Annotated in this window: 25 protein-coding genes; 10 read left to right on the top strand and 15 right to left on the bottom strand. The window is 71.5% G+C overall.

Translation table 11 applies throughout. The features are described from left to right. Positions 1–46: 46 nt before the first annotated feature. Both ACFQ53_RS07270 and ACFQ53_RS07265 read right to left on the bottom strand, forming a co-directional pair. On the bottom strand, positions 47–1,399 hold the full coding sequence (locus ACFQ53_RS07270) for a class II 3-deoxy-7-phosphoheptulonate synthase (protein WP_377857649.1): 1,353 nt from the start codon (positions 1,397–1,399) through the stop codon (positions 47–49). A gap of 169 nt (positions 1,400–1,568) precedes the next feature. Further along, on the bottom strand, positions 1,569–2,297 hold the full coding sequence (locus tag ACFQ53_RS07265) for a lysophospholipid acyltransferase family protein (protein ID WP_377857441.1): 729 nt from the start codon (positions 2,295–2,297) through the stop codon (positions 1,569–1,571). A gap of 73 nt (positions 2,298–2,370) precedes the next feature. Between ACFQ53_RS07265 and ACFQ53_RS07260 the strand changes: the two genes are divergently transcribed. Further along, positions 2,371–3,147: an alpha/beta hydrolase gene (locus tag ACFQ53_RS07260; RefSeq protein ID WP_377857438.1), complete on the top strand. Its 777-nt coding sequence runs from the start codon at positions 2,371–2,373 to the stop codon at positions 3,145–3,147. After that, positions 3,144–3,563, top strand: coding sequence for a hypothetical protein (locus ACFQ53_RS07255; RefSeq protein ID WP_377857435.1), 420 nt, complete (start codon positions 3,144–3,146; stop codon positions 3,561–3,563). Before ACFQ53_RS07260 ends, ACFQ53_RS07255 begins: the two co-directional genes overlap by 4 nt. A 6-nt stretch (positions 3,564–3,569) precedes the next feature. On the opposite strand, the gene ACFQ53_RS07250 is transcribed toward ACFQ53_RS07255, so the two are convergent. After that, positions 3,570–4,514, bottom strand: a complete 945-nt coding sequence (locus ACFQ53_RS07250) for an ROK family glucokinase (protein ID WP_377857432.1) — start codon at positions 4,512–4,514, stop codon at positions 3,570–3,572. Between the two features lie 251 nt (positions 4,515–4,765). On the opposite strand from ACFQ53_RS07250, the gene ACFQ53_RS07245 reads away from it, so the two are divergent. The 3 genes from ACFQ53_RS07245 to ACFQ53_RS07235 all read left to right on the top strand — a co-directional run bounded on the left by ACFQ53_RS07245 (position 4,766) and on the right by ACFQ53_RS07235 (position 8,701). Further along, a complete protein-coding gene (locus ACFQ53_RS07245) occupies positions 4,766–6,571 on the top strand; it encodes an AMP-dependent synthetase/ligase (protein WP_377857430.1) in 1,806 nt (601 codons plus the stop codon). Between the two features lie 115 nt (positions 6,572–6,686). Beyond that, complete coding sequence (locus tag ACFQ53_RS07240) at positions 6,687–8,375, top strand: DEDD exonuclease domain-containing protein (protein ID WP_377857427.1); 1,689 nt, start codon at positions 6,687–6,689, stop codon at positions 8,373–8,375. A gap of 44 nt (positions 8,376–8,419) precedes the next feature. Next, the gene (locus ACFQ53_RS07235; RefSeq protein WP_152353118.1) at positions 8,420–8,701 is read left to right on the top strand and encodes an Lrp/AsnC family transcriptional regulator; all 282 of its coding nucleotides are present in this window, start codon (positions 8,420–8,422) and stop codon (positions 8,699–8,701) included. A 40-nt stretch (positions 8,702–8,741) separates the two neighbouring features. Here the strand turns inward: ACFQ53_RS07235 and trpD are convergent, their stop codons facing one another. Further along, complete coding sequence (gene trpD, locus ACFQ53_RS07230; RefSeq protein ID WP_377857423.1) at positions 8,742–9,842, bottom strand: anthranilate phosphoribosyltransferase; 1,101 nt, start codon at positions 9,840–9,842, stop codon at positions 8,742–8,744. 215 nt (positions 9,843–10,057) lie between these two features. Here trpD and ACFQ53_RS07225 point away from each other — a divergent pair, with 215 nt between their 5' ends. From ACFQ53_RS07225 to ACFQ53_RS07210, 4 genes are all read left to right on the top strand, one after another. Next, positions 10,058–10,774, top strand: a complete 717-nt coding sequence (locus ACFQ53_RS07225; RefSeq protein ID WP_249480354.1) for a heme-copper oxidase subunit III — start codon at positions 10,058–10,060, stop codon at positions 10,772–10,774. Positions 10,775–10,842: 68 nt separating this feature from the next. After that, entirely contained in the window at positions 10,843–11,643 is an 801-nt protein-coding gene (locus ACFQ53_RS07220; protein ID WP_152353121.1) for a cytochrome c, read from the top strand. Further along, on the top strand, positions 11,640–12,710 hold the full coding sequence (locus tag ACFQ53_RS07215) for a ubiquinol-cytochrome c reductase iron-sulfur subunit (protein WP_249480355.1): 1,071 nt from the start codon (positions 11,640–11,642) through the stop codon (positions 12,708–12,710). Before ACFQ53_RS07220 ends, ACFQ53_RS07215 begins: the two co-directional genes overlap by 4 nt. Positions 12,711–12,714: 4 nt before the next feature. After that, complete coding sequence (locus ACFQ53_RS07210; protein ID WP_249480356.1) at positions 12,715–14,397, top strand: cytochrome bc complex cytochrome b subunit; 1,683 nt, start codon at positions 12,715–12,717, stop codon at positions 14,395–14,397. Between the two features lie 533 nt (positions 14,398–14,930). On the opposite strand, the gene ACFQ53_RS07205 is transcribed toward ACFQ53_RS07210, so the two are convergent. The 11 genes from ACFQ53_RS07205 to ACFQ53_RS07155 form a co-directional block, all read right to left on the bottom strand. Further along, positions 14,931–15,596, bottom strand: coding sequence for a hypothetical protein (locus ACFQ53_RS07205; RefSeq protein WP_377857416.1), 666 nt, complete (start codon positions 15,594–15,596; stop codon positions 14,931–14,933). Positions 15,597–15,607: 11 nt separating this feature from the next. Beyond that, positions 15,608–16,156 carry a DUF6286 domain-containing protein gene (locus ACFQ53_RS07200; RefSeq protein WP_377857413.1) on the bottom strand — a complete coding sequence of 183 codons (549 nt, stop codon included), beginning with the start codon at positions 16,154–16,156 and terminating at the stop codon, positions 15,608–15,610. Further along, on the bottom strand, positions 16,153–16,617 hold the full coding sequence (locus tag ACFQ53_RS07195) for an Asp23/Gls24 family envelope stress response protein (protein WP_377857410.1): 465 nt from the start codon (positions 16,615–16,617) through the stop codon (positions 16,153–16,155). Before ACFQ53_RS07195 ends, ACFQ53_RS07200 begins: the two co-directional genes overlap by 4 nt. Positions 16,618–16,619: 2 nt before the next feature. Further along, positions 16,620–16,796 carry a hypothetical protein gene (locus ACFQ53_RS07190; protein WP_193636253.1) on the bottom strand — a complete coding sequence of 59 codons (177 nt, stop codon included), beginning with the start codon at positions 16,794–16,796 and terminating at the stop codon, positions 16,620–16,622. 93 nt (positions 16,797–16,889) lie between these two features. Then, positions 16,890–17,414 (bottom strand): Asp23/Gls24 family envelope stress response protein, encoded by a 525-nt coding sequence (locus tag ACFQ53_RS07185; protein WP_377857406.1) that lies wholly within the window; start codon positions 17,412–17,414, stop codon positions 16,890–16,892. Between the two features lie 126 nt (positions 17,415–17,540). Next, positions 17,541–17,837 (bottom strand): hypothetical protein, encoded by a 297-nt coding sequence (locus ACFQ53_RS07180; protein WP_377857403.1) that lies wholly within the window; start codon positions 17,835–17,837, stop codon positions 17,541–17,543. Positions 17,838–17,989: 152 nt separating this feature from the next. After that, positions 17,990–18,406 (bottom strand): cytochrome c oxidase subunit 4, encoded by a 417-nt coding sequence (locus ACFQ53_RS07175; protein ID WP_152353128.1) that lies wholly within the window; start codon positions 18,404–18,406, stop codon positions 17,990–17,992. 3 nt (positions 18,407–18,409) lie between these two features. Then, positions 18,410–20,119: a cytochrome c oxidase subunit I gene (gene ctaD / locus ACFQ53_RS07170; protein ID WP_152353129.1), complete on the bottom strand. Its 1,710-nt coding sequence runs from the start codon at positions 20,117–20,119 to the stop codon at positions 18,410–18,412. Then, on the bottom strand, positions 20,116–21,027 hold the full coding sequence (gene coxB, locus ACFQ53_RS07165; RefSeq protein WP_249480362.1) for a cytochrome c oxidase subunit II: 912 nt from the start codon (positions 21,025–21,027) through the stop codon (positions 20,116–20,118). The genes ctaD and coxB overlap by 4 nt, the downstream gene beginning before the upstream one ends. Positions 21,028–21,418: 391 nt before the next feature. After that, positions 21,419–21,775 carry an iron-sulfur cluster insertion protein ErpA gene (erpA, locus tag ACFQ53_RS07160; protein WP_152353131.1) on the bottom strand — a complete coding sequence of 119 codons (357 nt, stop codon included), beginning with the start codon at positions 21,773–21,775 and terminating at the stop codon, positions 21,419–21,421. A gap of 92 nt (positions 21,776–21,867) precedes the next feature. Further along, positions 21,868–23,328, bottom strand: a complete 1,461-nt coding sequence (locus tag ACFQ53_RS07155; protein ID WP_377857397.1) for a dipeptidase — start codon at positions 23,326–23,328, stop codon at positions 21,868–21,870. A 105-nt stretch (positions 23,329–23,433) separates the two neighbouring features. Between ACFQ53_RS07155 and ACFQ53_RS07150 the strand changes: the two genes are divergently transcribed. Further along, positions 23,434–24,081, top strand: coding sequence for a DUF3043 domain-containing protein (locus ACFQ53_RS07150; RefSeq protein ID WP_377857394.1), 648 nt, complete (start codon positions 23,434–23,436; stop codon positions 24,079–24,081). Positions 24,082–24,143 lie beyond the last annotated feature (62 nt).

The raw sequence follows: 24,143 nt of genomic DNA, 5'->3' as shown, positions 1-24,143 counted from the left end.
GCCCTCCTGCCGCGTCGTTCAGCGACCCCGTCGAGGTCCGTGGGCCTCAGCGAACGTCCTGTCCGAGCATCTCGGCGACGAGGAATGCGAGCTCGAGGGACTGCTGGTGGTTCAGCCGCGGGTCGACGAGAGTCTCGTAGCGGCGCTCGAGGCCGGCCTCGTCGATGTGCCCGGTGCCGCCGAGCACCTCGGTGACGTCGTCGCCGGTGAGCTCCATGTGCAGGCCCGCCGGGACCGTGCCCAGCGCCCTGTGGACCTCGAAGAACCCGCGGACCTCCTCGAGGATGTCCTCGAAGCGCCGCGTCTTGTAGCCGTTGGACGAGGTGATCGTGTTCCCGTGCATGGGGTCGGTGACCCAGGCCGGGGTGGCGCCCGCGTCGCGCACGCCCTCGACGAGGCCGGGCAGCACGTCGCGGATCCTCCCCGCGCCCATCCGGGAGATGAACGTGATGCGCCCGGGCTCGCGCTCGGGGTCGAGGGTGTCGATGAGGCGCAGCGCGTCGTCGACGGTCGAGCTCGGGCCGAGCTTCACGCCGATGGGGTTGCGCAGGCGCGACACGAACTCGACGTGCGCGCCGTCGAGCTGACGGGTGCGCTCGCCGATCCACAGGAAGTGGCCCGAGCAGCCGTAGATCTCGCCGGTGCGGGAGTCGATGCGGCTCATCGCCTCCTCGTAGTCCAGCAGCAGCGCCTCGTGCGAGGCGTAGTACTCGACGCTCTGCAGGGCCTCGAAGTCGGCCCCGATGGCCTCCATGAAGCGCACGGCCTTGTCGATCTCGCGGGCGATCTGCTCGTAGCGGTCGTAGCCGGGGCCGCGCACGAAGCCCTGGTTCCAGCTGTGCACCTCGCGCAGGTCCGCGAAGCCGCCGCTGGTGAAGGCCCGCATGAGGTTCAGGCTCTGGGCGCTCGTGGTGTACATCTCCCACAGGCGCTGCGGATCGGGGCGGCGCGCCTCGGGGGTGAACTCGAAGCCGTTGACGGCGTCGCCGCGGTAGGTGGGCAGGGTGAGGCCGTCGCGGGTCTCCATGTCCGACGAGCGGGGCTTGGCGAACTGGCCGGCCATCCGCCCCATCTTGATCACGGGCACGGACGCGCCGTAGGTGAGGACGGCCGCCATCTGCAGGATCGTGCGGATCTTGGCGCGGATGCGGTCCGCCGTGGAGTCCGCGAAGGTCTCGGCGCAGTCGCCGCCCTGCAGCAGGAACGCCTCTCCGCGCGCGGCGTCGGCCAGGCGCGAGCGCAGCACGTCGACCTCACCGGCGAAGACCAGCGGCGGGGCGGCGCGGAGCCGGTCGAAGACGGCTGCGCGCTCGCCCTCATCGGGCCACGACGGCTGCTGCACCCGGGGATACTCGCGCCAGGTCCCGAGCGCGGCGAGCTCCTCGCTCGTCGAGGACAGGGAGAAGGCGTGGGCGCGGGCCGGCGTGTGGTGGGTCGTGGAGGTCACCGGGTCACCCTACCGAGAACCGCGCGCGCCGCGCGCGGGCGCCCGTGCGCGGCGGCTCGTCGCACGGATCGCACACCGCGGTGCGGGATCGGCGGGGGCCGGTCGGCCCCGTCCGACGCGGTCAGCGGGACGCGCGCGTCGTCCGCGGGGCGGACTCCCCGCGCGCGAGCGCGGCCTTCACGTCGGCCGCATACGTGTCGACGTAGTCCTGACCCGTCAGCTGCTGGACATGCAGCATGAGCAGGTCGGTGAGCAAGCGCGCGGCCTGCGGATCCGCGCGGGCCGCCGCGAGGTCCCCGAGCGCGTCGGCAGGGTCGATCGGCTCCCCGACGAGCACCTCGATGCGCGGGCGACGGCGCGGGACGATCCGCCGCCCGCGCTGCGCCTCGTAGCTGCCGAGCATGCCGATCGGGACCAGCGGGGCCCCGGTCGCGATCGCGAGGCGCGCAGCCCCCGTCTTGCCGCGATGCAGACGGCCGTCGGGGCTGCGCGTCCCCTCGGGATAGATGCCCAGCAGCTCCCCGCTGCGCAGGATCCGCAGGCCGGCCTCGATCGCACCCTCCGAGGCGCTGCCCCCGTTGCGGTCCACGGGCATCACCCCCAGGGAGCGCATGAGGCGCCCGAAGCCGCGGGAGGCCAGGGAAGTGCCGGAGAAGAAGTCGGACTTGGCCAGGAAGTGCACGGTGCGCCGCACCTGGGCGGGCATGAAGACGGTGTCGGCGCCGGAGAGATGACTGCTCGCGAGGATCGCGGAGCCCTCATCGGGAATGTGCTGGGCACCGGAGATCCGCGGCGCGTAGACCACGCGCAGCACGGCGGCGACCACGGGCTTCGCGACCTCGTAGAGCATCGGCGGCGTCCTCGTCGATCGTTCTGTCCTCGGGCGGGCCCCATCGGCGCGGGCCAGGTGCGACCATGGGGGCATGGCCTTCAGCGAGCTGTCCCAGCCGTGGCGGAGCGCGCCCCACTCTAACCCGGCGGGCGGTCTCCTCCTGTGCCACGGCTTCACCGGGACGCCGCACGCCGTGCGCCCCTGGGCCGAGGACCACGCCGCCCACGGCTGGGACGTGCGCACTCCGCTGCTCCCCGGGCACGGCAGCACCTGGCAGGAGATGTCCGCCTCCACCTGGCAGGACTGGTACCGGACGGTGCGCGAGAGCGCCCTGGAGCTGCAGCGCGAGCACGGCACGATCGGCGTGGGCGGCATCTCCATGGGCGGGACCCTGGCCGCCGCGCTCGCCGAGGACCCCGCCGTCGCACCGCACATCGGTGCGCTGGTCCTGGTCAACGCCGCCATGGTCGACTCCCCCGTCTGGGCCCTCGCACCCGCGCTCTCCCGCCTCGTGCCCTCCGTCGGGGCGATCGCCGGGGACATCCGCCGCGAGGGCGTCGTCGAGGAGGCCTACGGCCGCACACCGCTGCGCGCCGTCGGCGAGCTGCGGGCCCTCGTGCGCCGCACCCGCGAGGGCCTCGGCCGGATCACGGCTCCCGCTCTCGTGGCGGTCTCCCCGCAGGACCGCACGGTCCCGCCGCGCTCGAGCGACATGATCGCCTCCCGGGTCGCGGGCCCCGTGGACAGGATGACGCTGGGCGCGAGCGGGCACCTGGCGACCCTCGACCACGACGCCGAGGACCTCTTCGCCCGTTCCCGCGCCCATCTCGTGCGCCGGATGCCGACGAGCACGGAGGCGGGCCGATGAGCACGCCGGCTCCGGAGCCGGAGGAGGCGGGCGACGAGGGCGGCCGCCGCGACTTCGACGAGGAGTTCGCCCGGATCGTGGACGCCGAGGGGATCGCCCCGCGGCCCGAGGCACCCTCCGCGTCGGCCCCCGGGATCCGCGACGAGCCAGAGGATCCCGAGGACCCCGAGGACGAGGTGCTGCTCGGGGACTTCGAGCCCCCTGACCCCGATCTGCCCCCGGCCTCGGACTTCGCGGTGTGGTCGTGGACCGCTCTCATCGGAGGCGTCCTGCTCGCGCTCCTCGCCGCCGTGCTCGACTCGATCCCGACGTGGGCCGGCGCCCTCGGCGGCATCGCCGCCGTCGGCGGCCTCGTCGCGCTGATCGCCCGTGTCCCGCCGGATCGCTCCGACCCGACGGACGGCGCCCAGGTCTGAGCGGTCTCAGGCGTCCTGACGGGCGAGGTCGGCGGCGCCGATCATCCCGGCGCCGTTGCCCGTGCGGGCCACCGCGAAGCGGGCGAGCGGCCGGTGCCCGCGAGCGACGAGCTCGGAGGCGTACGCGGTGCGGGCGGGATCCAGCAGCAGGTCCCCGGCGCTGCTGACGCCCCCGCCGACGACGAAGATCTCGGGATCGAGCACGGCGCTCAGGCTCGCCGCTCCGTATCCGAGCCAGTGGCCGAGCTCGGCGAGCAGCGCGAGCGCCCCCTCGTCGCCCTCTTGGGCGGCATGGGTGACCATGGGGCCGTCGATCGCGGATGCGTCCCCTCCCGCCCGCTCGAGCAGCGGGGCGTAGAGCGGCTCCGAGGACACGGCGCGGGCGCGGGCGGCGCGCACGAGCGCCGTGCCCGAGGTGTACTGCTCGAGGCAGCCGCGACGGCCGCAGCCGCACCACTGGCCCTCGGGCACGAGGTTCATGTGCGCGACCTCCCCCGCGAAGCCGCCGCTGCCGCGCACGAGGCGGCCGTCGAGGACGAGCGCCCCGCCCAGCCCCGTGCCCACGGTGAGCATGAGCATGTCCGAGGCGTCCTGGGCGGCGCCGAAGCGGAACTCCGCCCAGCCCGCGGCGTTGGCATCGTTCTCGACGACGACCGGGAGGTCGATGCGTCCCTCGACCTCGTCGGCGATCGCGGCGTCGCGCCAGGCCAGGTTCGCCGCGAAGACGATCGTGCGGCGGTCGGCGCCCACGAATCCCGCCGCGCCGATGCCCACCGCGACCACCTCGTGGTCCTCGCGCAGCTCGTGCACGGCGTCCACGACCGCGGACTGGATGAGGTCCTGGTCCGTGGCGGGGGTCACGCGCCGAGTGCTCGCGACGATGCGTCCCTCCTCGTCCACGACGCCTGCGGCGATCTTCGTGCCGCCGATGTCGACGCCGATCGAGTGCATGGGACCCCTTCCGGTCTGTGCGCCGTGCGCGCGGAGCGCGATGCGCATGGTGGACGCTGCGCGTGTCGCCGGGGCGCCGCGGGAAGCGGCCCCCACGCTCCGCCGCGCCCGCCCATCGTACGGTCTCGCCTGCCGTAGGATGCAGGCCAGACCAGGTCCCGAGAGCGCCGGCGACGCGGCCGGCGCGCAGATGGGTCCGCCGACGAGAACGTCCGGGACCGCCCCACGGGGTCCCGATCGAAGGAGCCTCCGTGAAGCAGTACGGCACCCCGGCCAATCACCGCAGCCGCGAGGACGAGAACACCACGGATCTGCTGCTGGAGCGCCACGCGCGCCACTCCGGCACCCCGATCTTCGAGCTGCGCGAGGGCGACGGGCCCTTCCGCCCGCTCTCCTCCACCGACTTCCTGCTGCAGGTGCAGGCACTGGCCAAGGGCTTCATCGCCGCGGGCGTGAAGCCGGGCGACGTCGTCGCGATCATGGCCCGCACGAGCTTCGACTGGGTGCTCGTGGACTGGGCGCTGTGGTTCTCCGGTGCCGTCTCCGTCGCGATCTACGAGACCTCCTCCCCCTCGCAGGTGCAGTGGATCGCGAGCGACTCCGGGGCGCGCTTCGCGGTCGTCGAGTCCTCCCGCCACCGCGAGGACCTCGAGTCGGTGCGGGGCGAGCTGCCGGACCTGGAGAAGATCTGGGTGATCGACGACGGCGACCTCACGTCGATCACCGACGGCGGCTCGGGGATCAGCGACGAGGAGCTCGAGGAGCGCAGGACCTCGCGGCGCCTGGCCGATGTCGCGACTCTCATCTACACCTCGGGCACGACGGGGCGGCCCAAGGGCGTCGAGCTCACGCACGGCAATTTCGTGGACACGGCGCGCAGCGCCGTCGGCTTCCTCGGCGACGAGGTGCTGCCGACGGCATCCCGCGCCCTGATGTTCCTCCCGCTCGCGCACGTCTTCGCGCGCCTCCTGCACGTCACCCAGACGCTCGCGGGGGCGACCACCGCCTTCACCCCGGACACCAAGAACCTGCTGCCCGACCTCGCCGCCTTCCGGCCCACCTTCCTGCTGGCCGTGCCGCGCGTCTTCGAGAAGGTCTACAACGGCGCCGAGCAGAAGGCGATCACGGGGGGCAAGGGGAAGATCTTCGCCGCCGGCGCCGACACCGCGGTCGCCTATTCGAAGGCGCTGAGCGCGGGCCGGGTGCCCCTCGCCCTGCGCGCGAAGCACAAGCTCTTCGACCTCGTCCTGTACCGGACGCTGCGCGGGGCCATGGGCGGGCACGTCCGCTGGTCCGTCTCCGGCGGGGCGCCGCTGGGCGACCGTCTGGCGCACTTCTTCCGCGGCATCGGCGTGACGATCCTCGAGGGGTACGGGCTCACCGAGACCACGGCGCCCGTGGCCGTGAACCTGCCCTGGGACGTCAAGCCGGGCACCGTCGGCCCGCCCCTGCCCGGAGGGAGCGTCGCGATCGCCGACAACGGCGAGCTGCTCGTGAAGGGGGTCATGGTCTTCCGCGGCTACCACGGGAACCCCGAGGCGACCCGGGCCGCCTTCGAGGACGGCTGGTTCCGCACCGGCGACCTCGCGACCCTGGACGACGACGGCTCGATCACGATCATCGGCCGCACCAAGGAGCTGCTGGTGACCGCCGGCGGGAAGAACGTCTCCCCCGCCCCGCTCGAGGACGCGCTGCGCGCCCACCCGCTCATCAGCCAGTGCATCGTCGTGGGCGACCAGAAGCCGTTCGTCGCCGCGATCCTCACGCTCGACGAGGAGATGCTCCCCACCTGGCTGAAGAACCACGGCCTGCCCGAGATGACGATCGCCGAGGCGGCGGAGGACGAGACCGTCCGTGGGGCCCTGCAGGAGGCGGTCGACGCCGCGAACACCTCGGTGTCCCGCGCCGAGTCGATCCGCGTGTTCGAGGTGATCGACACCGACTTCACCGAGGAGAACGGCTACCTCACCCCCTCCCTCAAGCTCAAGCGCAACGTCGTCACCAAGGACTACGCGGACCTCATCGAGACCATCTACTCCCGCCCGAAGAAGGACTGAGGCCGGGAGACGTCGGTCGTGCGCCGTCGGTCCTGAGCCGTCGTCCGTGACGCCCCGGCGCTCCCCCGCCGGAGACGCCGCCCCGGATGTCCGTCCCTCGTCCTAGTCTTCGATCATGACCGCTCCCCTGCGCTCCGGCCGCCGCCGGCAGCTGAGCTTCGCCGATCTCGGCACTCCGCTCGAGGAGGCCGAGATGGTGGTCGTGGACCTCGAGACCACGGGCACCGATCCGTCGCAGGACGCGATCACCGAGATCGGCGCGGTCAAGGTGCGCGGCGGGGAGGTGCTCGGCGAGTTCCGCAGCTTCGTGGACCCCCAGCGCCCGATCCCCGCCTACATCGCCTCCCTCACCGGCATCTCCGACGCGACCGTGCGCGGGGCGCCGCGCATCGAGGCGGTGCTCCCGATGTTCCTGGACTTCGCGCACGACGCGGTGCTGGTCGCCCACAACGCCCGCTTCGACGTCGGCTTCCTGCGCTCCCAGGCGGCCCGGCTCGAGATCACCTGGCCCTCCCCTCCCGTCCTGGACACCCTGGCCCTCGCTCGCAGCGTCTTCAAGCGCGACGAGGTGCGCGACCACAAGCTCGGCACCCTCGCCGCGCATGTGGGGGCCCAGGTGACGCCGGACCACCGGGCCCTGTCCGACGCGCGCGCCACGGTCGACGTGCTGCACGCGATCATCGCCCGGCTGGGCGATCGCGGCGCGCGCACTGTCGAGGACCTCGCCTCGGCCCATCGGAAGGTCTCTCCCATCCAGGCCCGCAAGCGCCACCTCGCCGACACCGTGCCGCCGGTGCCGGGCGTCTACCAGTTCGTCGACCGCGAGGGCGGCGTGCTGTACGTCGGCACCTCGCACGACCTCCGCTCGCGGGTGCGCACCTACTTCAGCGCCTCGGAGACCCGCCGCCGCGTGCTCGACGCGCTCCCACGGCTCCACGAGATCCGCACCATCGAGTGCGCCTCCCGTCTGGAGGCGTCCGTGCGCGAGCTGCGGATCATCGCCCGCGAGCAGCCGCCCGCCAACCGCCAGGGCCTGAAGCCGGAGAAGGCGCTCTGGCTGCGCCTGGGCCCGGGGGCCGACGGTCTGCGCGCGGCCCGCATCGCACGGAGCGAGGACGACGGCTCGGCGCAGATCGGTCCGCTGCGCTCGCGCCATGACGTGGAACCGCTGCGAGCCCTGCTCACGGACGCGGTGATGGGCCGCGGCGCCTCCCTCGAGGGCGCGGGCGGCTCCGGCGCGACCGGGGCGGGACGTCGCCTGGATCCCGAGCCCCATGCACGGATCCGACGGGCGATGCTCGAGGATCCCGCACCGGTGATCGCGCACGCCGCGGCACGGATGCGCGCGCACGTCGGAGCGCATCGCTTCGAGGACGCCGCGAGGATCAAGGGCCAGGCCGAGGCCTTCCTGGCCGCTGCCCAGCGCGCCCAGCGGCTGCGCGCTCTCGCGGCCTGCCCGATGCTCGTCGCCGCGCGACCCGCCGAGGCGCGTCGCCATCCCGCCGGCGCATGGGAGCTGCTGGCGGTGCGCGCGGGGCGCCATGCGGGCACCGCGATCGTGCCCCGCGGGACGGATCCGGTGCCGGTCGCGCGCGAGCTCGCGCGGCGCGGCGCCGGGATCCCGCTCGAGGAGCTCCCGTCGGGGCCGCTGTGCCACGGCCATCATCAGGAGTCCGAGCTGCTGCTCCACTGGCTCGAGGGCGAGGGGATGCGCCTCGTCGCCGTCGAGGGGACCTGGGCGGTGCCCCTGCGCGCCCGGTTCGATCCGCAGACGCTGCAGGCGGCCTTCACGACGGCCGACTAGGCTAAGCACGCACCCGAGGCCCGGCCGACACCCTGGAGGACAGCATGATCACCGCGATCGTCTCGATCATCGCCCGCAGCGACCGCATCCCGGAGGCCGCCCAGGAGATCACCGCCGTCCCCGGCGTCGACCACGTCTACTCGGTCACGGGCGACGTGGATCTCATCGCGATCGTGCGCGTGCGCGAGCACGAGGATCTCGCGGGCGTCATCGCCGACCGCATCAGCAAGATCGACGGCGTCGTGGACACCTCCACGAACATCGCCTTCCGCACCTACTCCAGCCAGGACCTCGAGGTCGCCTTCGACCTCGGCTCCGACGGCTGAGGGCGCCCGTCTCCCGAGCCGGCCCGCGTCCGGACCTGCGCTACCGCTCCTCGCCGACGAAGCGCTGGGTGGTCTGCGCCCAGGCCTCGAGCAGTCGGGCGGGCGCCCCGGAGTCGAGCACGGCGCTCGCCTCCTCGAAGGCCTGCCGGAAGCGGTCCTCGAAGGTCGGGTCCTCGCCCGCGGTCCCGGATCCCGCGCCGATGCCATCGTGCGCGAGCAGTCCGGCCGCGGCGTTGAGGAGCACCGCGTCCCGCACGGCTGACGTCCCCTCTCCCGCATAGAGGTCGCGAGCCACCTGCGCGTTCTCCTCGGCGGAGCCGCCGCGCAGGGCCTCGGCCCCATGACGGGGGATGCCGAGCAGCGCCTCCGGATCCAGCACGTGCTCGTGCACGCTCCCGCCGCGCACCTCCCAGACGTCCGAGGGCGCGCCCACGGTGAGCTCGTCGAGGCCGTCCTGGCCGCGGAACACCAGAGCGCTCGTGCCGCGCCCGGCGAAGACCCCGGCCACGACCGGGGCCATCACGGAGCTCGCGACGCCGACCGCGCTCGCCAGGGGCTTCCCGGGGTTCGTGATCGGACCGAGCACGTTGAACACCGTCGGGATGCCGAGTCCCTTGCGCGCCTCCGCCCCGAACCTCATGGAGGGGTGGAAGACCTGCGCGAACAGGAACGCGATCCCGAGCTCGTCGAGCAGCTGCGCGGAGCGCTCGGCCGGCAGGTCGAGCCGCACTCCGAGGGCGTCGAGCACGTCGGCCGATCCCGATCGGGAGGTCGAGGCGCGGTTGCCGTGCTTGATCACGCGGCGTCCGCTCGCGGCGATGATCACGGAGGCCATCGTGGAGATGTTCACCGTATGGGCGAGGTCCCCTCCGGTGCCGACGATGTCGACCGCCCGGCGGTCCACGTCGAGCTCCCGCGCGTGCGCGACCATCGTGTCCGCGAGCGCGCCGAGCTCGACGCTCGTCACGCCCTTCGACTCGAGCGCGACCAGGAAGCCGGCGAGCTGGAGCGCGGACGCGTTCCCGGACATGACCTCGTCCATCGCCCAGGCCGCCTGCGCGGCGTCGAGATCCTCGTGGCGGACCAGTCGGGCGGTCAGGGACGCCCAGGTCGGCGAGGGCGCGGATGCGGTGGCGGACATGTGCCGATCATCCCATCCCGGGCCCGCTCGTGCGCGTGCGCCCGGATGTCAGGATCCCCAGCTGAGAGGCCCTCGCCACAGAGCGTGTCCAGGTTCGTGACAGCGTGTCGTGAGGGTTATGCTGGCGGGGTCCGTCAGGGCCTCGCGCCCCAGCGGTTCCCCAGGTCGGCCGTGTACCCGGGGCATCGAATCTGACGACACGGCATAATGGTGACGTGACTACTGCGACTCTGCCCCAGCGCACAGGCCCTGCCCCCGCAGTCGGCCGCCCGAACTCCACGCAGATCGGCACGCTCGTCTGGCTCTCCAGCGAGCTGATGTTCTTCGCCGGCCTCTTCGCGATGTACTTCACGCTGCACGCGATGGTCCCCGAGACGTTCGTCGCGGGCGAGGAGCACTTCACCCACGACTTCGCGATCGCCAACACGATCATCCTGGTGCTGAGCTCCGTGACGTGCCAGATCGGCGTCATGGCCGCCGAGGGCGTGCTGCCCTGGGCCAAGGGCGAGTCCCGCAAGGGCCGCACCGGCTCGATCTTCAACATCGCCGGGTGGGGCGTCATCGAGTGGTACACCCTGACCTTCCTCATGGGCGCGGTCTTCGTGTCCGGGCAGGCCTTCGAGTACACCGAGCTGGCCGAGGCCGGCGTCTCCCTCAGCAGCTCGCCCTTCGGCTCGGTCTTCTACCTCGCCACCGGCTTCCACGGCCTCCACGTGATCGGCGGCCTCATCGCGTTCCTGTTCGTCCTCGCCCGGGCGTTCTCCGCGAACGAGTTCACCCAGCACGAGAAGATCAGCGCCATCTGCATCTCCTACTACTGGCACTTCGTGGACGTGGTCTGGATCGGACTGTTCTTCGTCGTGTACCTGATGGACCCGCTGCTCAACGGCACGGTCCCGTGGAACTTCGAGTTCTTCTCCTCCCTCTTCTGATCCTCCGGATCCCCCGGCCCCGGGGGTCCCTTCCCGCCCGCCCCGCACACCGAAACGAGGTCCTCATCGTGAAGGCACTCGCAGCGCGTCGACACCACCCGCTGGCGTTCGTCGCGATCCTGCTGCTCGCGCTCGTCGCGACCGGCGGCCTGTACGCCGCGTTCCAGCCGCGCAGCGCCCAGGCCGAGTCGTACACCCAGGACGACGTCGACAAAGGCGAAGATCTGTTCCTGGCCAACTGCGCGAGCTGCCACGGCACCAACGCGCAGGGCATGCAGGACGACTCGGGCAACACGCTCGGCCCGTCGCTGATCGGCGTCGGCGCAGCCGCGGTCGACTTCCAGGTCGGCACCGGCCGCATGCCGATGCAGAACTCCGGTGCGCAGGCATGGCGCAAGCCCCCGCAGATGAACGACGAGCAGACCCGTCAGCTCGCGGCCTACGTCGCCTCTCTCGGCCCCGGCCCGTCGGTCCCCGACGAGGAAGCGCTCGACTCGAAGGACGCCGACCTCGAGAACGGCGGCAACATCTTCCGGGTGAACTGCGCCATGTGCCACAACGCGGCCGGCGCCGGCGGCGCCCTGACCCGCGGCAAGTTCGCGCCGTCGCTCAGCGGCGTCGAGTCGAAGCACATCTACGAGGCCATGGAGACCGGCCCGCAGAACATGCCCGTCTTCAACGACGACAACATCTCCGCCTCCGACAAGCGCGACGTCGTCGCCTACCTCAAGGCGCTCGATGAGCAGGGCTCCCCCGGCGGCATCTCGCTGGGGTCCTTCGGTCCCGTGACCGAGGGCCTGTACGCCTGGACCATCGTGCTCTCCCTCCTCGTCGGCTGCGCCGTGTGGCTGGGGGCGAAGGCGAAGTGAGCGACCACGTGAACGAGAACCGCGAGTCGGAGGCACGGTCCTCCTCGGTGAGCACGATCGCTCCCAAGGAGGGCGGCGGCTTCCCGAACCCCGGGCTGCCTCCCCACGTCCACCGCCAGGCCGACGAGAACCCGCGGGCCGCGAAGCGCGCCGAGCGCATGGTCGCCGCGATGTTCGTGCTCTCCGTCCTGGGCACCGTCCTGTTCGTCGCCAGCTACTTCATCTTCACGCCGCTGGGGACGAACCTGCTGGGCACGCCGGGCACGCTGCACGCGGTGCACTGGTCCAACCTGTTCACCGGCCTCGGCCTCGCGGTCGCCGTGTTCTTCATCGGCGCAGCCGCGGTGCACTGGGCCAAGACCCTCATGCCCGATGAGGAATGGGTCGAGGAGCGTCACCACATCGAGGGCTCTGACGAGACCCGCGAGGTCGCCGCGTCGATCATCACCGACGGCCTCGAGGAGTCCGGCGTCGGGCGCCGCCCCGTGATCGTGACGGCCATGGTCGCCGCGCTCACCGCTCTGCCGATCGCGGTGCTCGCGCCCCTGTCGACCTTCGGCCCCCTCCCGGGCAACAAGCTGCACCACACGTTCTGGAAGAAGGGTCTGCGGATCACCCGCGACACCGACGGGACCCCGGTGAAGGCCTCCGAGGTCGCCATGAACTCGATCTTCCACGTCATGCCCGAGGGCCTGACCGAGGACATGGAGGACTACCTCGAGCAGCGCGCGAAGGCGGCTGCGGTGCTCATCCGCATCGACCCGGCGCTGGGGCAGAACCAGGACAGCCTGGACCACGGGTACCAGGGCATCCTCGCCTTCTCGAAGATCTGCACCCATGTGGGCTGCCCGGTCGCGCTGTACGAGCAGCAAACGCATCACATGCTGTGCCCGTGCCACCAGTCGACGTTCGACGTCACCGACGGCGCGAAGGTGATCTTCGGCCCCGCGCACCGCCCGCTCCCGCAGCTCCCCATCGAAGTCGACGCCGAGGGCTACCTCGTCGCCGGCGGCGACTTCCCCGAGCCCATCGGTCCCAGCTTCTGGAACCTGCACAAGGACAAGTGATCTGATGGCGACCACGACTCCCACCCGTCCTCGCACGGAGGCCCCCGCGGACTCCGGCTCCGAGGGCCGCATGCTCAAGCTCGGCGCCGTCGGCGGCGACTGGCTGGACCGCCGCGTCTCCGGCGCGGGCCTGGTCCGGTTCTTCGGGCGCAAGATCTTCCCGGACCACTGGTCCTTCATGTTCGGCGAGGTCGCGCTCTACAGCTTCGTGATCCTGCTGATCTCGGGCACGTACCTCACGATGTTCTTCGTCCCCTCGATGGACGAGGTCGTCTACAACGGCATCTACGCGCCCCTCCAGGGCGCCCACGTGTCGAAGGCCTACGAGTCCACGCTGCACATCTCGTTCGAGGTCAAGGGCGGACTGCTGTTCCGGCAGATGCACCACTGGTCCTGCCTCGTGTTCATGGTCGCGATCTTCGTGCACATGTTCCGCGTGTTCTTCACCGGCGCGTTCCGCAAGCCCCGCGAGCTCAACTGGCTCGTCGGCTTCGCCCTCATGGTCCTGGGCATGGTCGCCGGCTTCACCGGCTACTCCCTCCCGGACGACGTCCTCTCGGGCAACGGCCTGCGCGTGGTCGACGGCCTCATGAAGGGCATCCCGATCGTCGGCACCTACATCTCGATGCTGCTGTTCGGCGGGGAGTTCCCCGGGCACGACATCATCCCGAGGTTCTTCACGATCCACATCCTGCTGGTCCCCGCGGCCATCCTGGGTCTGATCGCGATCCACATGGTGATGCTGGTGCTGCACAAGCACACGCAGTACCCCGGCCCGGGCCGCACCGAGCGCAACGTCGTCGGCTTCCCGGTGTTCCCGGTGTACGCGGCGAAGGCCGGTGGCTTCTTCTTCCTGGTGTTCGGCATCATCACGCTGATCTCGGCCACCACGGCGATCAACTCGATCTGGGTCTACGGGCCGTACGACCCCTCCCCCGTCTCGGCCGGATCGCAGCCCGACTGGTACATGCTCTGGACGGACGGCGGACTGCGCCTCATCCCGGGCTGGGAGTTCACCGTCTTCGGCTACACGGTGTCGCTGAACATCCTGCTGCCGATGGTGGTCTACGGCGGTCTGCTGGCGTTCCTCGCCCTCTACCCGTTCATCGAGTCGTGGGTGACGGGCGACGACCGCGAGCACCACCTCCTGGATCTGCCGTACAACGCCCCGGTCCGCACCGGCATCGGCGTCGCCTGGATCACCGAGTACCTGATCCTCGCGATGGCCGCCACGAACGACCTCATCGCGGTGAAGCTCCACCTCTCGATCAACGACCTGACGTGGACGTTCCGCATCGCGTTCTTCCTGGCACCGGTGATCGTCTTCTACATCACCAAGCGCCTGTGCCTGGCGATGCAGCGCCAGAAGCGGGACCTCGCCCTGCACGGCGAGGAGACCTCCAAGGTGGTCCGCATGGAGAACGGCGAGATGATCGAGATCCACGAGCCGCTCAACGAGTTCGACCGCTGGGTCCTGGTCCAGCACGACGACTACCGTCCGCTCAAGGCGGGCAAGGGCGTCTCGTCCCTGCGCGCCGCGGCCACCTCGTTCTTCTTCAAGGACCAGCTGGCCCCGGTCACCCCGACCGAGCTCCGGGAGGCCCTCGAGCACGCCGGCCACGAGCGCCACAAGATCGACGAGCTCACCGGCGGCGACTACCGCACTCCGGACGTGCGTTCCCACTGACGCATGAGCTCCCCGACGTGAGAGGGCCCGGACGGCATCGCCGTCCGGGCCCTTTCGCGTCCCGGCTGCGCCGCTCCCCCAGGGCCCGTCGCTTCCCTGGACCCTGTCCGCTTCTCGGGCCCTGCCGCTCCCCGGCGTGATCATCGGGCCCCTCGGCCGGGCCGCGCACGCAGTCCCCCACGTCGGACGTCGACCCGACCGCCGACTTCGCGTGCCGTCCCCGGCGCCCATGGCGTTCCGGGCCCGTCCTCGTCCCGGCGTCGCCCCGCGTCCGCGCGCTGCGCAGTGCGCGCTCGCGCAGCGCTGCGCGGACGGCCTCGCGACATGCAGGGGTGCACAGCCGACGGCGTGGCGACGGGCACCGCCCGGCGCCGCCCCCACCGAACGCTTCCACCCCTCGCTCCGCGCCCCTGCAGGAGCACGACGAGGGCCCCGTCCGTCTCCCTGCCGGAGCAGGGAGGCGGACGGGGCCCTGGGGACATGATCCCGCTGTCGGGCCGGCGCACCGCCGAGGGGGCTCGCGCCGACGACGCTCAGGGAGCGGGGACGGGGGCGCCCTCCCTCATCGTGCCGGGGCCGCCGGTGGCGGTCGCCGGCCCCTCGTCGATCCTGGTCCTCGTGGACGAGGTCGCCGAGCGCAGCGTCAGGAGCAGGTCCACGTGACGGGGCGCGGCGCCGAGCACGGTGGCGACGTCGTCGGCGAGCAGCCGGCGCGCGCCTTCGACGACCCATGCCGTCTCGGCATCCTGGCTCGTGCTCACCGACGCCTGCACCCACGGCGACGACGTCGCGCCGCTCACCTGGACGGACGCGTCGAGAACGCCGGGGATGCCCTCGACGTGCTCCGCGAGCGCCCGCTCCAGCACGGACGGTGCGAGGGTGCCCAAGGGCCTGCTGCCATCGGCCGTGATCCTGAGCGAGACGGTGGGAGTCCTCCGAGGCACCTGGATCACGAGCAGCCAGATCCCGACGATGACGGCGAGCACCGCGAGGACGCAGGCGACGGAGAGGATCCACGCGTGATGGGTCTCCGCGAGCGCGGCCGGCGTGGAATCCCCGTGCGGGAGCACGGCGTCGGCACCCGGCCAGCGCCCGGCCAGGTCCAGACGACCGGCAGCGAGCCAGAGGCCCGCGAGAAGGGCGATGATACCCGCAAGGACGAGCAGGAGCCTGTTGCGGACTCCGGAGACGGAACGCATACGTCCTCCTCTCAGTCGATCCGACGCATCCGCACGCGGATGCTCGGCATGGTGTCGGGGCGGAGCTCGGCGACGGCCGCCTGCGCGGCGTCGCGCACGCCGGACTCGACGGGTCCGACCTCGTCGACGACGGTGCGGGCGCGGACGGTGACCGTGCGCCGGCCGACGTCGACCTGGGTGCCCTGCACGCCGTCGACCTCCTCGGTGCGAGCGCGCACCCGGTTCGCCAGGTCACGGCGGGAGATCACGGTGCTGCCGGGGACGTCGTCCTCGAGCAGGTGCATGCGCGATCGGCCACCGGGGAGGATCGCGGCGAGGACCATGAGCAGGCCCAGGACCGCGAGCACGCAGCCGGTGACGAGGACCGGGGTCGAGTCGAGTCGCAGGGCTCCGAGGTCGGCGGCCGCGGAGGATGCCGATGCGGGCCACGCGCCGTCGATCACGAGAGCGCCGAGCGTCCAGACGCCGAGCCCGCCCAGGACGAGCAGGACCAGGGCGAGGAGCACGACGGGCGTCGTGCGGGCGGGCCGACGGTCGAGGCGGCGGGGTGTCGTCATCATCGCAGGGCCCTCCTCGTGGTCTCGGGGTTCAGCCAGGAGATCTCGACGTCCATGCGCCCGACCTCGAGGCCCGTCAGGGTGCTCACCGCCCGCTCCACGTGGGAGCGGAGCTGCGCGAGCACGTCGTGCAGCGGAGCGGGGAAGGCGACGCCGACGTCGACGCGCAGCACGGCGGTGCGGCCGTAGAGGTCGCAGTGGACGGAGGGTCTGGTGCAGAAGTCACGGCGGGCGCCCACGCCCAGCACTCCCCCGGCCGAAGAGCCGATGTGCGGGACCTCGCTCGCGGCCTGCTCCGCGATCCGCGCGACGACGCGTGCGGGCACCGTGGTGGTGCCGCGGGACTCCACGGGCCGACCGGCGGCGCCGGAGCCCGCGCCGGGAGCGGATGTCGGATCGTCCGCGTGATCGTCCTGCGACCAGAGGTCCGTTCCCGATGTGGTCGCCTCCTGCACGGACGCCACGGTCACCGCCTCCAGCGGTCGGTGAGCCCGCGGATCTCGATCCGTCCGTCGATGACCATGCCGACGGCGAGGCCGATGGCACCGAACACGAGGACGAGGAAGAACTGGCCGAACGATCCGAAGGCGAGTGCGGCGCCGAGCAGGAGCCCGACGAGCACGGCGAATTGTGATGTCTTCATGTGTGCTCCTCGATCAGGGGCGGGCCGGGCGTCGTGCCCGGCCCGCCGAGGTTCTGCGCCCGGCGCAGGTCAGCGCCCGGCGCGGAGGCTCGTTCAGCGCAGGTCGCTGCTGCGCTGCTCGCCGCCGGACTGCTCGTCGTCCTCGTCCGGGAGGTGGACGTCGACGACGTTGACGTTGACCTCGATGACCTCGAGCCCGGTCGCCTTCTCGACCTGCTCGATGACGTTGCGACGGATCGCGTTGCCGACCTCGACCACGGAGGCGCCGTACTCCACGACGACGGTCACGTCGATCGCGGCCTGGGTCTCGCCCTTCTCGACGCCGATGCCGCCGGTGACATTGGTCTGCGAGTTCGGGATGCGGTCGGTGACGGCCGAGAACGCGCGGCGCACGGCATTGCCCATGTCGTAGACGCCGGGGACCTCGCGGGCGGCCATGCCGGCGATCTTCGCGACGACCGTCTCCTCGACGGTGGTCACGCCGCGGTCGGTCTGCAGGGGACCGCGGGGTGCAGCGGTCTGCTGCTGGTCCTGCTGCTTCTCATCGGCCTCCTGGGCGCGTGCGACGGAGCGCTCGCGCTGCTGGCCGGTCTGAGGGATGGATGCGTTGCTCGCCATGAGTTCTCCTCGGTTCGGGCCCGGATCGACCGGGCCGTTCTCAGTGGACACCAGGAGGACGTCACCGTCCGCCGGTCCCTCACGACGAAGCTTATGTGATCCCGCTCACCCGTGGGGCGCTCGGGCTCAGCGCAGCCGTCCCGGTCGCGGCGCTCGTTCCGGAGTCCCGCCGGGGTCCTCCTCGAGGTGGGCGACGAGCCAGCGCGCGGCAGCGAGCGTGAGGCGGGGATCCTCCGCTCGCAGCGCCCGGCTCGCCCGCAGCGGTGACCTCTCGGCGTCGAGACGTCGTCGCGCGAGGACGTCCCGCGCCCATGCGCGGGCCCGCTCGAGCGCCCCGTCGTCCGCGAAGATGCCCAGGACAACGAGTCCCGCGTCACGGACGTCCCGTGGCAGACCGCCGATCATGCGTCTGCGCAGCGCCATCCTGTGCCTCCGTTCCCCGGCTCCCCGCACCGCTCTGCGGTGCGCCCGGATCCTGCGGCCATGATCCCACGCACACAGCACGACGGCCCGCCCACCATGCGGTGGACGGGCCGTCGAGGAGTGCGCCCCCTCGGGAGGGGAGCGCTGGGTGATCAGTGGGCGTGCTGGCCGCGGGAGAACTCCATGACCCAGCCGACGACGCCGACGATCACGAAGACCGAGCCGATCGCGAGGATCCACCAGCCGGCCGCGACGCCCAGGAACGCGAGGCCGCAGCCGATCCCGGCCCAGAGGGGCCACCAGCTGTACGGGGCGAAGCTGCCCTGCACGCCGGCCTCGTCCGAGACCTCGGCCTCGAGGTTCTCCTCGGCGCGGTCCGGGAACCGCTTGGAGGCCCAGGTGAGGGTCGTGGCGATCATCGCCGCGAGCAGGGTCGCCATGAGCAGGGCCGGGAAGCCCGCGGTCTCGATGCCCAGCGGGGCGTACCCGCCGGTCCAGACGCCGTAGACCACGCCGACGATGAGGAAGAACGCGGCGAGGATCCAGAAGATCAATGCAGTGGTGCGCATGTGTCAGTTGCTCCTCGGGTTCTTGATCGGCTCCTCCGCGAGCAGATGCGACTGGGCGCCGACCTCCGGGTGGTGCAGATCGAAGGCGGGTCGCTCGGAGCGCACGCGCGGCAGCGAGTGGAAGTTGTGGCGCGGGGGCGGGCACGAGGTCGCCCACTCGAGCGAGGCGCCGTAGCCCCAGGGGTCGTCCACCTCGATCTTCTTCTTCTGGACGTGCGTGATGACGACGTTCAGGAGGAACGGCAGCGTCGAGGCGCCGAGGATGAAGGCGCCCACGGTGGAGAGCTTGTTCATCCAGTCGAACTGGTCCTCGGCGAGGTAGTTCACGTAACGGCGGGGAGCCCCCTCCACACCCAGCCAGTGCTGGATGAGGAAGGTCATGTGGAAGCCGATCATGAACATCCAGAAGTGGAACTTGCCGAGCTTCTCGTTCAGCTTGTACCCGAACATCTTGGGCCACCAGAAGTAGAAGCCCGCGAACATCTCGAAGGCGACCGTCCCGAACACCACGTAGTGGAAGTGGGCGACCACGAAGTAGGTGTCGGAGAGGTGGAAGTCCAGCGCCGGGCTGGAGAGGATCACGCCGGTCAGACCGCCGAAGAGGAAGGTCGTGAGGAAGCCGAGCGAGAACAGCATCGGTGTCTCGAAGGTCAACGACCCTCGGAACATCGTGCCCACCCAGTTGAAGAACTTCACGCCCGTCGGCACCGCGATCAGCATGGTCATGAAGCTGAAGAAGTTCAGCATCACGGCGCCGGTCGTATACATGTGGTGCGCCCACACCGTGACCGAGAGGGCCGCGATGGAGATGGTCGCGTAGACGAGGGTCTTGTAGCCGAAGACGGGCTTGCGGCTGAAGACCGGGAAGATCTCGGTCGCGATGCCGAAGAACGGCAGGGCGATGATGTACACCTCGGGGTGCCCGAAGAACCAGAACAGGTGCTGCCAGAGCACCGCTCCGCCGTTCTCCGGGTCGAAGATGTGCGCTCCGAACTTCCTGTCCGCCCCGAGGGCGAACAGAGCGGAGGCCAGCGGCGGGAAGGCCATGAGCACCAGGAGCGCCGTGATCAGCACGTTCCAGGTGAAGATCGGCATGCGGAACATGGTCATGCCGGGCATGCGCATGCAGATGACCGTGGTGATGAAGTTGACCGAGCCCAGGATGGTGCCGAAGCCCTGGAGCCCCAGGCCGAAGACCCACAGGTCACCGCCGAGTCCCGGTGTGAACGTCGTGTCCGACAGCGGGGCGTAGGCGAACCATCCGAAGGAGGCGGCGCCCTGGGGGGTAAGGAAGCCCGCGAGCACGATGAGCGAGCCGAACAGAGTGATCCAGAAGGCGAACATGTTCAGGCGCGGGAACGCCATGTCGACGGCGCCGATCTGGAGCGGCATGAAGTAGTTCGCGAAGCCGTTGAACAGCGGGGTCGCGAACATCAGCAGCATGATCGTGCCGTGCATCGTGAACAGCTGGTTGTACTGGTCCTTGGAGACGACGACCTGCAGGCCGGGCTCCCAGAGCTCGGCGCGGATCATCAGGGCCAGCACGCCGCCGATGCAGAAGAAGCTGAACGCCATGGCCAGGTACATCAGGCCGATCACCTTGTGATCGGTCGAGGTGATGATCCGGACGAAGTTCCTGCCCAGAGACGTCTCACGGACGGGCTGGTGAACGGCCGTCGCGCGCGCCGGCGCGGCGGGGACCTGGGTGCTCATTTCTGGACCTCATCTCCCGTGCGGCCGTTGGCCGCGTCGTCCTTCTCGCGCATGTTCCAGTCCTCGAGGTTCCTCGAGAGGTCCACGGAGAGCTGACCGGTGTTGCCCTTGTCGCGCAGGTCCTTCATGTGCTGGTCGTACTCCTCCTGGGAGACGACCTTCACGTTGAAGAGCATGTCCGAGTGGTACTCGCCGCAGAGCTCGGCGCACTTGCCGGCGTAGGTGCCCTCACGCGTGGGGGTCACCTGGAACGTGTTGGTGTGCCCCGGGAACATGTCCTTCTTGTAGAGGAAGTCCGGGATCCAGAACGAGTGCACGACGTCGCGCGAGTCCAGGTCGAAGCGCACGGTCTGGTTCACCGGCAGGTAGAGCACGGGCAGCGACTCCGCGGCGCCCGGGGTGCCGGTCTCGAAGGACTGCACGCCCGCGTCCTCGTGGACGTCGGCGTCCACGTAGTTGAAGTCCCAACTCCACTGCTTGGCGACCACGTTCACCGTGACGTCGGGCTTCGCCGAGGTGTCCTCGATCTCGCCCACGTCGCGCTGGGTGAAGTAGAACAGCGTCATGATCATGACGACCGGGACGAGCGTGAAGATCATCTCGATCGGCATGTGGTAGCGCAGCTGCACGGGGAAGCCCGTGTCGTCCTTGCGACGCCGGTACGCGATCGCGCTCCAGATCGCCAGGCCCCACACGACCAGACCGACGAGCACGAGAGCGGTCCAGGAACCGGTCCACAGCTGGGTGATGCGCTCGGTCTTGTCGGTGATCTGGACGCCGTCGTCGGCACCGGGGAGGAAGCCGCGCTTCTGCTCCGCGGTGCAGCCGGACAGCGCGAGCATCGCCGGCGCGAGTACGGCCGCCACGCGGCGCAGGCGCCGGCGGCGTTGTGTGGCCTGGGGGATCACAGGATGACCTTCCACTCGTCGGCCCTCCGGGAGGAGGCGCGGCGTGCTGCCTGCTGGGGGCAGCGCGTCGCACGCGCGGGGAGGGCGGGTGCTTCGCGGGTCGGGGCAGACCCGGGGACGTGCGTCGTGCGCGGCCCGACGGCGGCGGCGTCGAGCAGGCCGGCGGGGGCGGGACCCTCACCGTCGGCGACAGCTGATCGCATCACGCGGGACGAACATGACGGCACAGCGTCATCATACGTGTTTCCCGGACTCGGTTCAGCATTCAGGTTCCGGTGTCGTCGGGGGTGACGACGTGCACAGACGCCGACGGGCCCGCCCTCGCTCACATGCGGAGCGGGGGCGGGCCCGTCGAGCTGCTGCGCTCTCGCGCAGGGCGGCGACGCGGACGTCAGCTGAAGGAGTCCCCGCAGGCGCACGAGCTGCCCGCGTTGGGGTTGTCGATCGTGAAGCCCTGCTTCTCGATCGTGTCGGCGAAGTCGATCGTCGCTCCCGCGAGGTACGGCGAGCTCATGCGGTCGACGACGACCTCGACGCCGTCGAAGCCGACGGTCGAGTCACCGTCCATCAGCCGCTCGTCGAAGTAGAGCTGGTAGATCAGGCCGGAGCATCCGCCCGGCTGCACCGCGATGCGCAGTCGCAGGTCGTCGCGCCCCTCCTGCTCGAGCAGGGACGTGACCTTCGCCGCGGCCTCGCCGGTGAGCGTCACGCCGTGCGCGGGGGCCTCGGTGTCGATGGTGGTGGTCATCTGGGTTCCTCCTCACTGCAGGTGCCTTCAGGTTACGCCTCGCCGGGCGCGACCGGGGACAGCGTCCGTCACGTCACATGCTCCGCGCCCGGTCAGCCGCGTCGCCTCTCGAGCCCCGCCGCGCCGCGCAGCAGCAGCGCCTCGGCGAGGCACACCCTGGCGAACTCCCCCAGGTGCAGGGACTCGTCGACGCCGTGGGCGCGGGAGTCGGGGTCCTCGACACCGGTGACCAGCACCTCCGCCCCGGGGAACACCTCGAGCAGGTCGGCGATGAAAGGGATCGACCCTCCGAGGCCGGTGTCCACGGGCTCCGTGCTCCAGGCATCGCGGAAGGCGGAGCGCGCGAGCCGCATGGCCGGGGTGTCCGAGGGGGCGAGGAAGGGGCGGCCCTGCTCGCCCCGGGCGATCTCGAGGACGGCCCCGCGCGGGGCGTGGGACTCGAGATGCGCGACGAGCGCGTCCATGGCGGCCTGCGGATCCTGGCCCGGCGGGATGCGCAGCGAGATCTTGGCGCGCGCCGCGGGCACGAGCGTGTTGGAGGCATCGCGCACCGATGGGGCGTCGATGCCGATCACAGAGAGAGCGGGTGCGGACCACAGGCGCGAGGTGATCGAGCCGGTGCCCGCGAGGGGCTGGCCCTCGAGGATGCCGGCGTCGCGCCGGTAGTCGGCTTCGGGCATCTCGACCTCGGGCGCCTCCGCGCGCACGAGTCCCTCGACGGCGACGTCGCCGTTCTCGTCGTGCAGCGTCGCCACCAGGCGTCCCATCTGGGTGAGCGCGTCCAGGACCGGACCTCCGAACATGCCCGAGTGGACGGCGCGCTCGAGCACGCGCACGGTCACCGTGAGGTCGACCACTCCACGCAGGCTCGTGGTGAGCGCAGGCGTGCCGACGGCCCAGTTCGCGGAGTCGGCGACGACGATCGCGTCGGCCTCGAGCTGGTCCCGGTGGGCCTCGATGAAGCGCCGGAAGGTCGGGGACCCCGCCTCCTCCTCGCCCTCGACGAACACCGTCACGCCGACGCCGAGCTCGGAGAGCTCCTCCCCCACCAGGCGCAGCGCGGTGACGTGGGCCATCACGCCGGCCTTGTCGTCGGCCGCGCCGCGGCCGAACAGCCGGTCGCCCTCGCGCGCGGGCGTGAAGGGATCGGTCGTCCAGGCCTGCGGGTCGCCGGTCGGCTGGACGTCGTGGTGGGCGTAGAGCAGCACGGTGGGAAGGCCGTCCCGGGCCGGCCGGCGGGCGATGACGGCAGGGGCGCCCTCGTCGACGTGGGTGATGGTCACCTCGGGCATCCCGGCGTCGCGCAGCAGCGCGGCGACGGCCTCGGCGCTCTCGTGCACGGGGGTGCGGTCGTATCCGGGGAACGCGATGGACGGGATCCGCACCAGGGCCGAGAGGTCCTCGATCGCGCGCGGGAGGATCCCCTCGAGGCGCGCGCGCAGTCCCTCGACCTCCTCCTGGGGCGCGGCGGCGGGGCCGACGGCGGATTCGGGGGCCGCGGGGCGGTCGGACGGACGGGGAGTGTCGCCCTCGGGGGCGGGTTCGTGGGACATGGCTCCCACGTTATCGCCGCCCGGGGCGCCCGCGGGCGCCCCGGCGTGCGGCGTGCGTCGCCGCGGATGGTCGGGGCGGCGCCGTGCTCCGCCTAGACTGGAGGGGTGAGTCCCCGCAACACGTCCGATGCCGACACGTACCCCTCGCCGCGCCGCCGCGGCCGCAGCCGCGGGGAGGTGCCCGGCGTGACCTCGTCCCCCGAGGGCGACCCCGCCGGTTCCGCCGGGAAGGGCCGCCCCACCCGCACGCGGAAGGAGGCCGAGGCCGCCCGTCGGCGTCCCATCGTGCAGACCGACCGCAAGGAGGCCCGGCGCCGGGACCGCCAGGCTGCCGCGCAGGAGCGCCAGCGCTCCCAGCAGGCCCTGATGTCGGGCGACGAGGCGAACATGCCCGCCCAGCACCGCGGCCGGGACCGCAGCTTCGTGCGCGACCTGGTCGACGCGCGGCGCAACATCGCGGAGTTCTTCTTCCCGGTCGCCCTGATCCTGATGATCGTGGCGCTCGTGCTCCCGCTGGTCATGCCCGGCCTCTACACGTCCATGAGCGTGATCATGCTCGTCGTGCTGTGGGGTGGGATCCTGCTGTGCGTGGTCGACTCGCTCATCCTGCGCCGCAGGATCCGCGCGCGCCTGACCGAGCGCTTCGGCGAGGTCCGCCGGGGGCTCGTGGGGTACGGCATCATGCGTTCGCTGCAGATCCGCCGGTGGCGCCTGCCGCGCGCGCAGGTGCGCCACGGCGAGGACCCGCGCTGATCGTTCCCGCTCCCCCGCCCTCGGCGGGCGGATGACGCACAGGGCGCCGGCACCCCGAGGGG

This window comes from Brachybacterium sp. NPDC056505, assembly GCF_042794925.1.
GTDB classification, from domain to species: Bacteria; Actinomycetota; Actinomycetes; order Actinomycetales; family Dermabacteraceae; genus Brachybacterium; species Brachybacterium kimchii.
The sequence above is the reverse complement of the archived record's forward strand: the minus strand, read 5'-3'. Positions and strand labels throughout refer to the sequence as shown.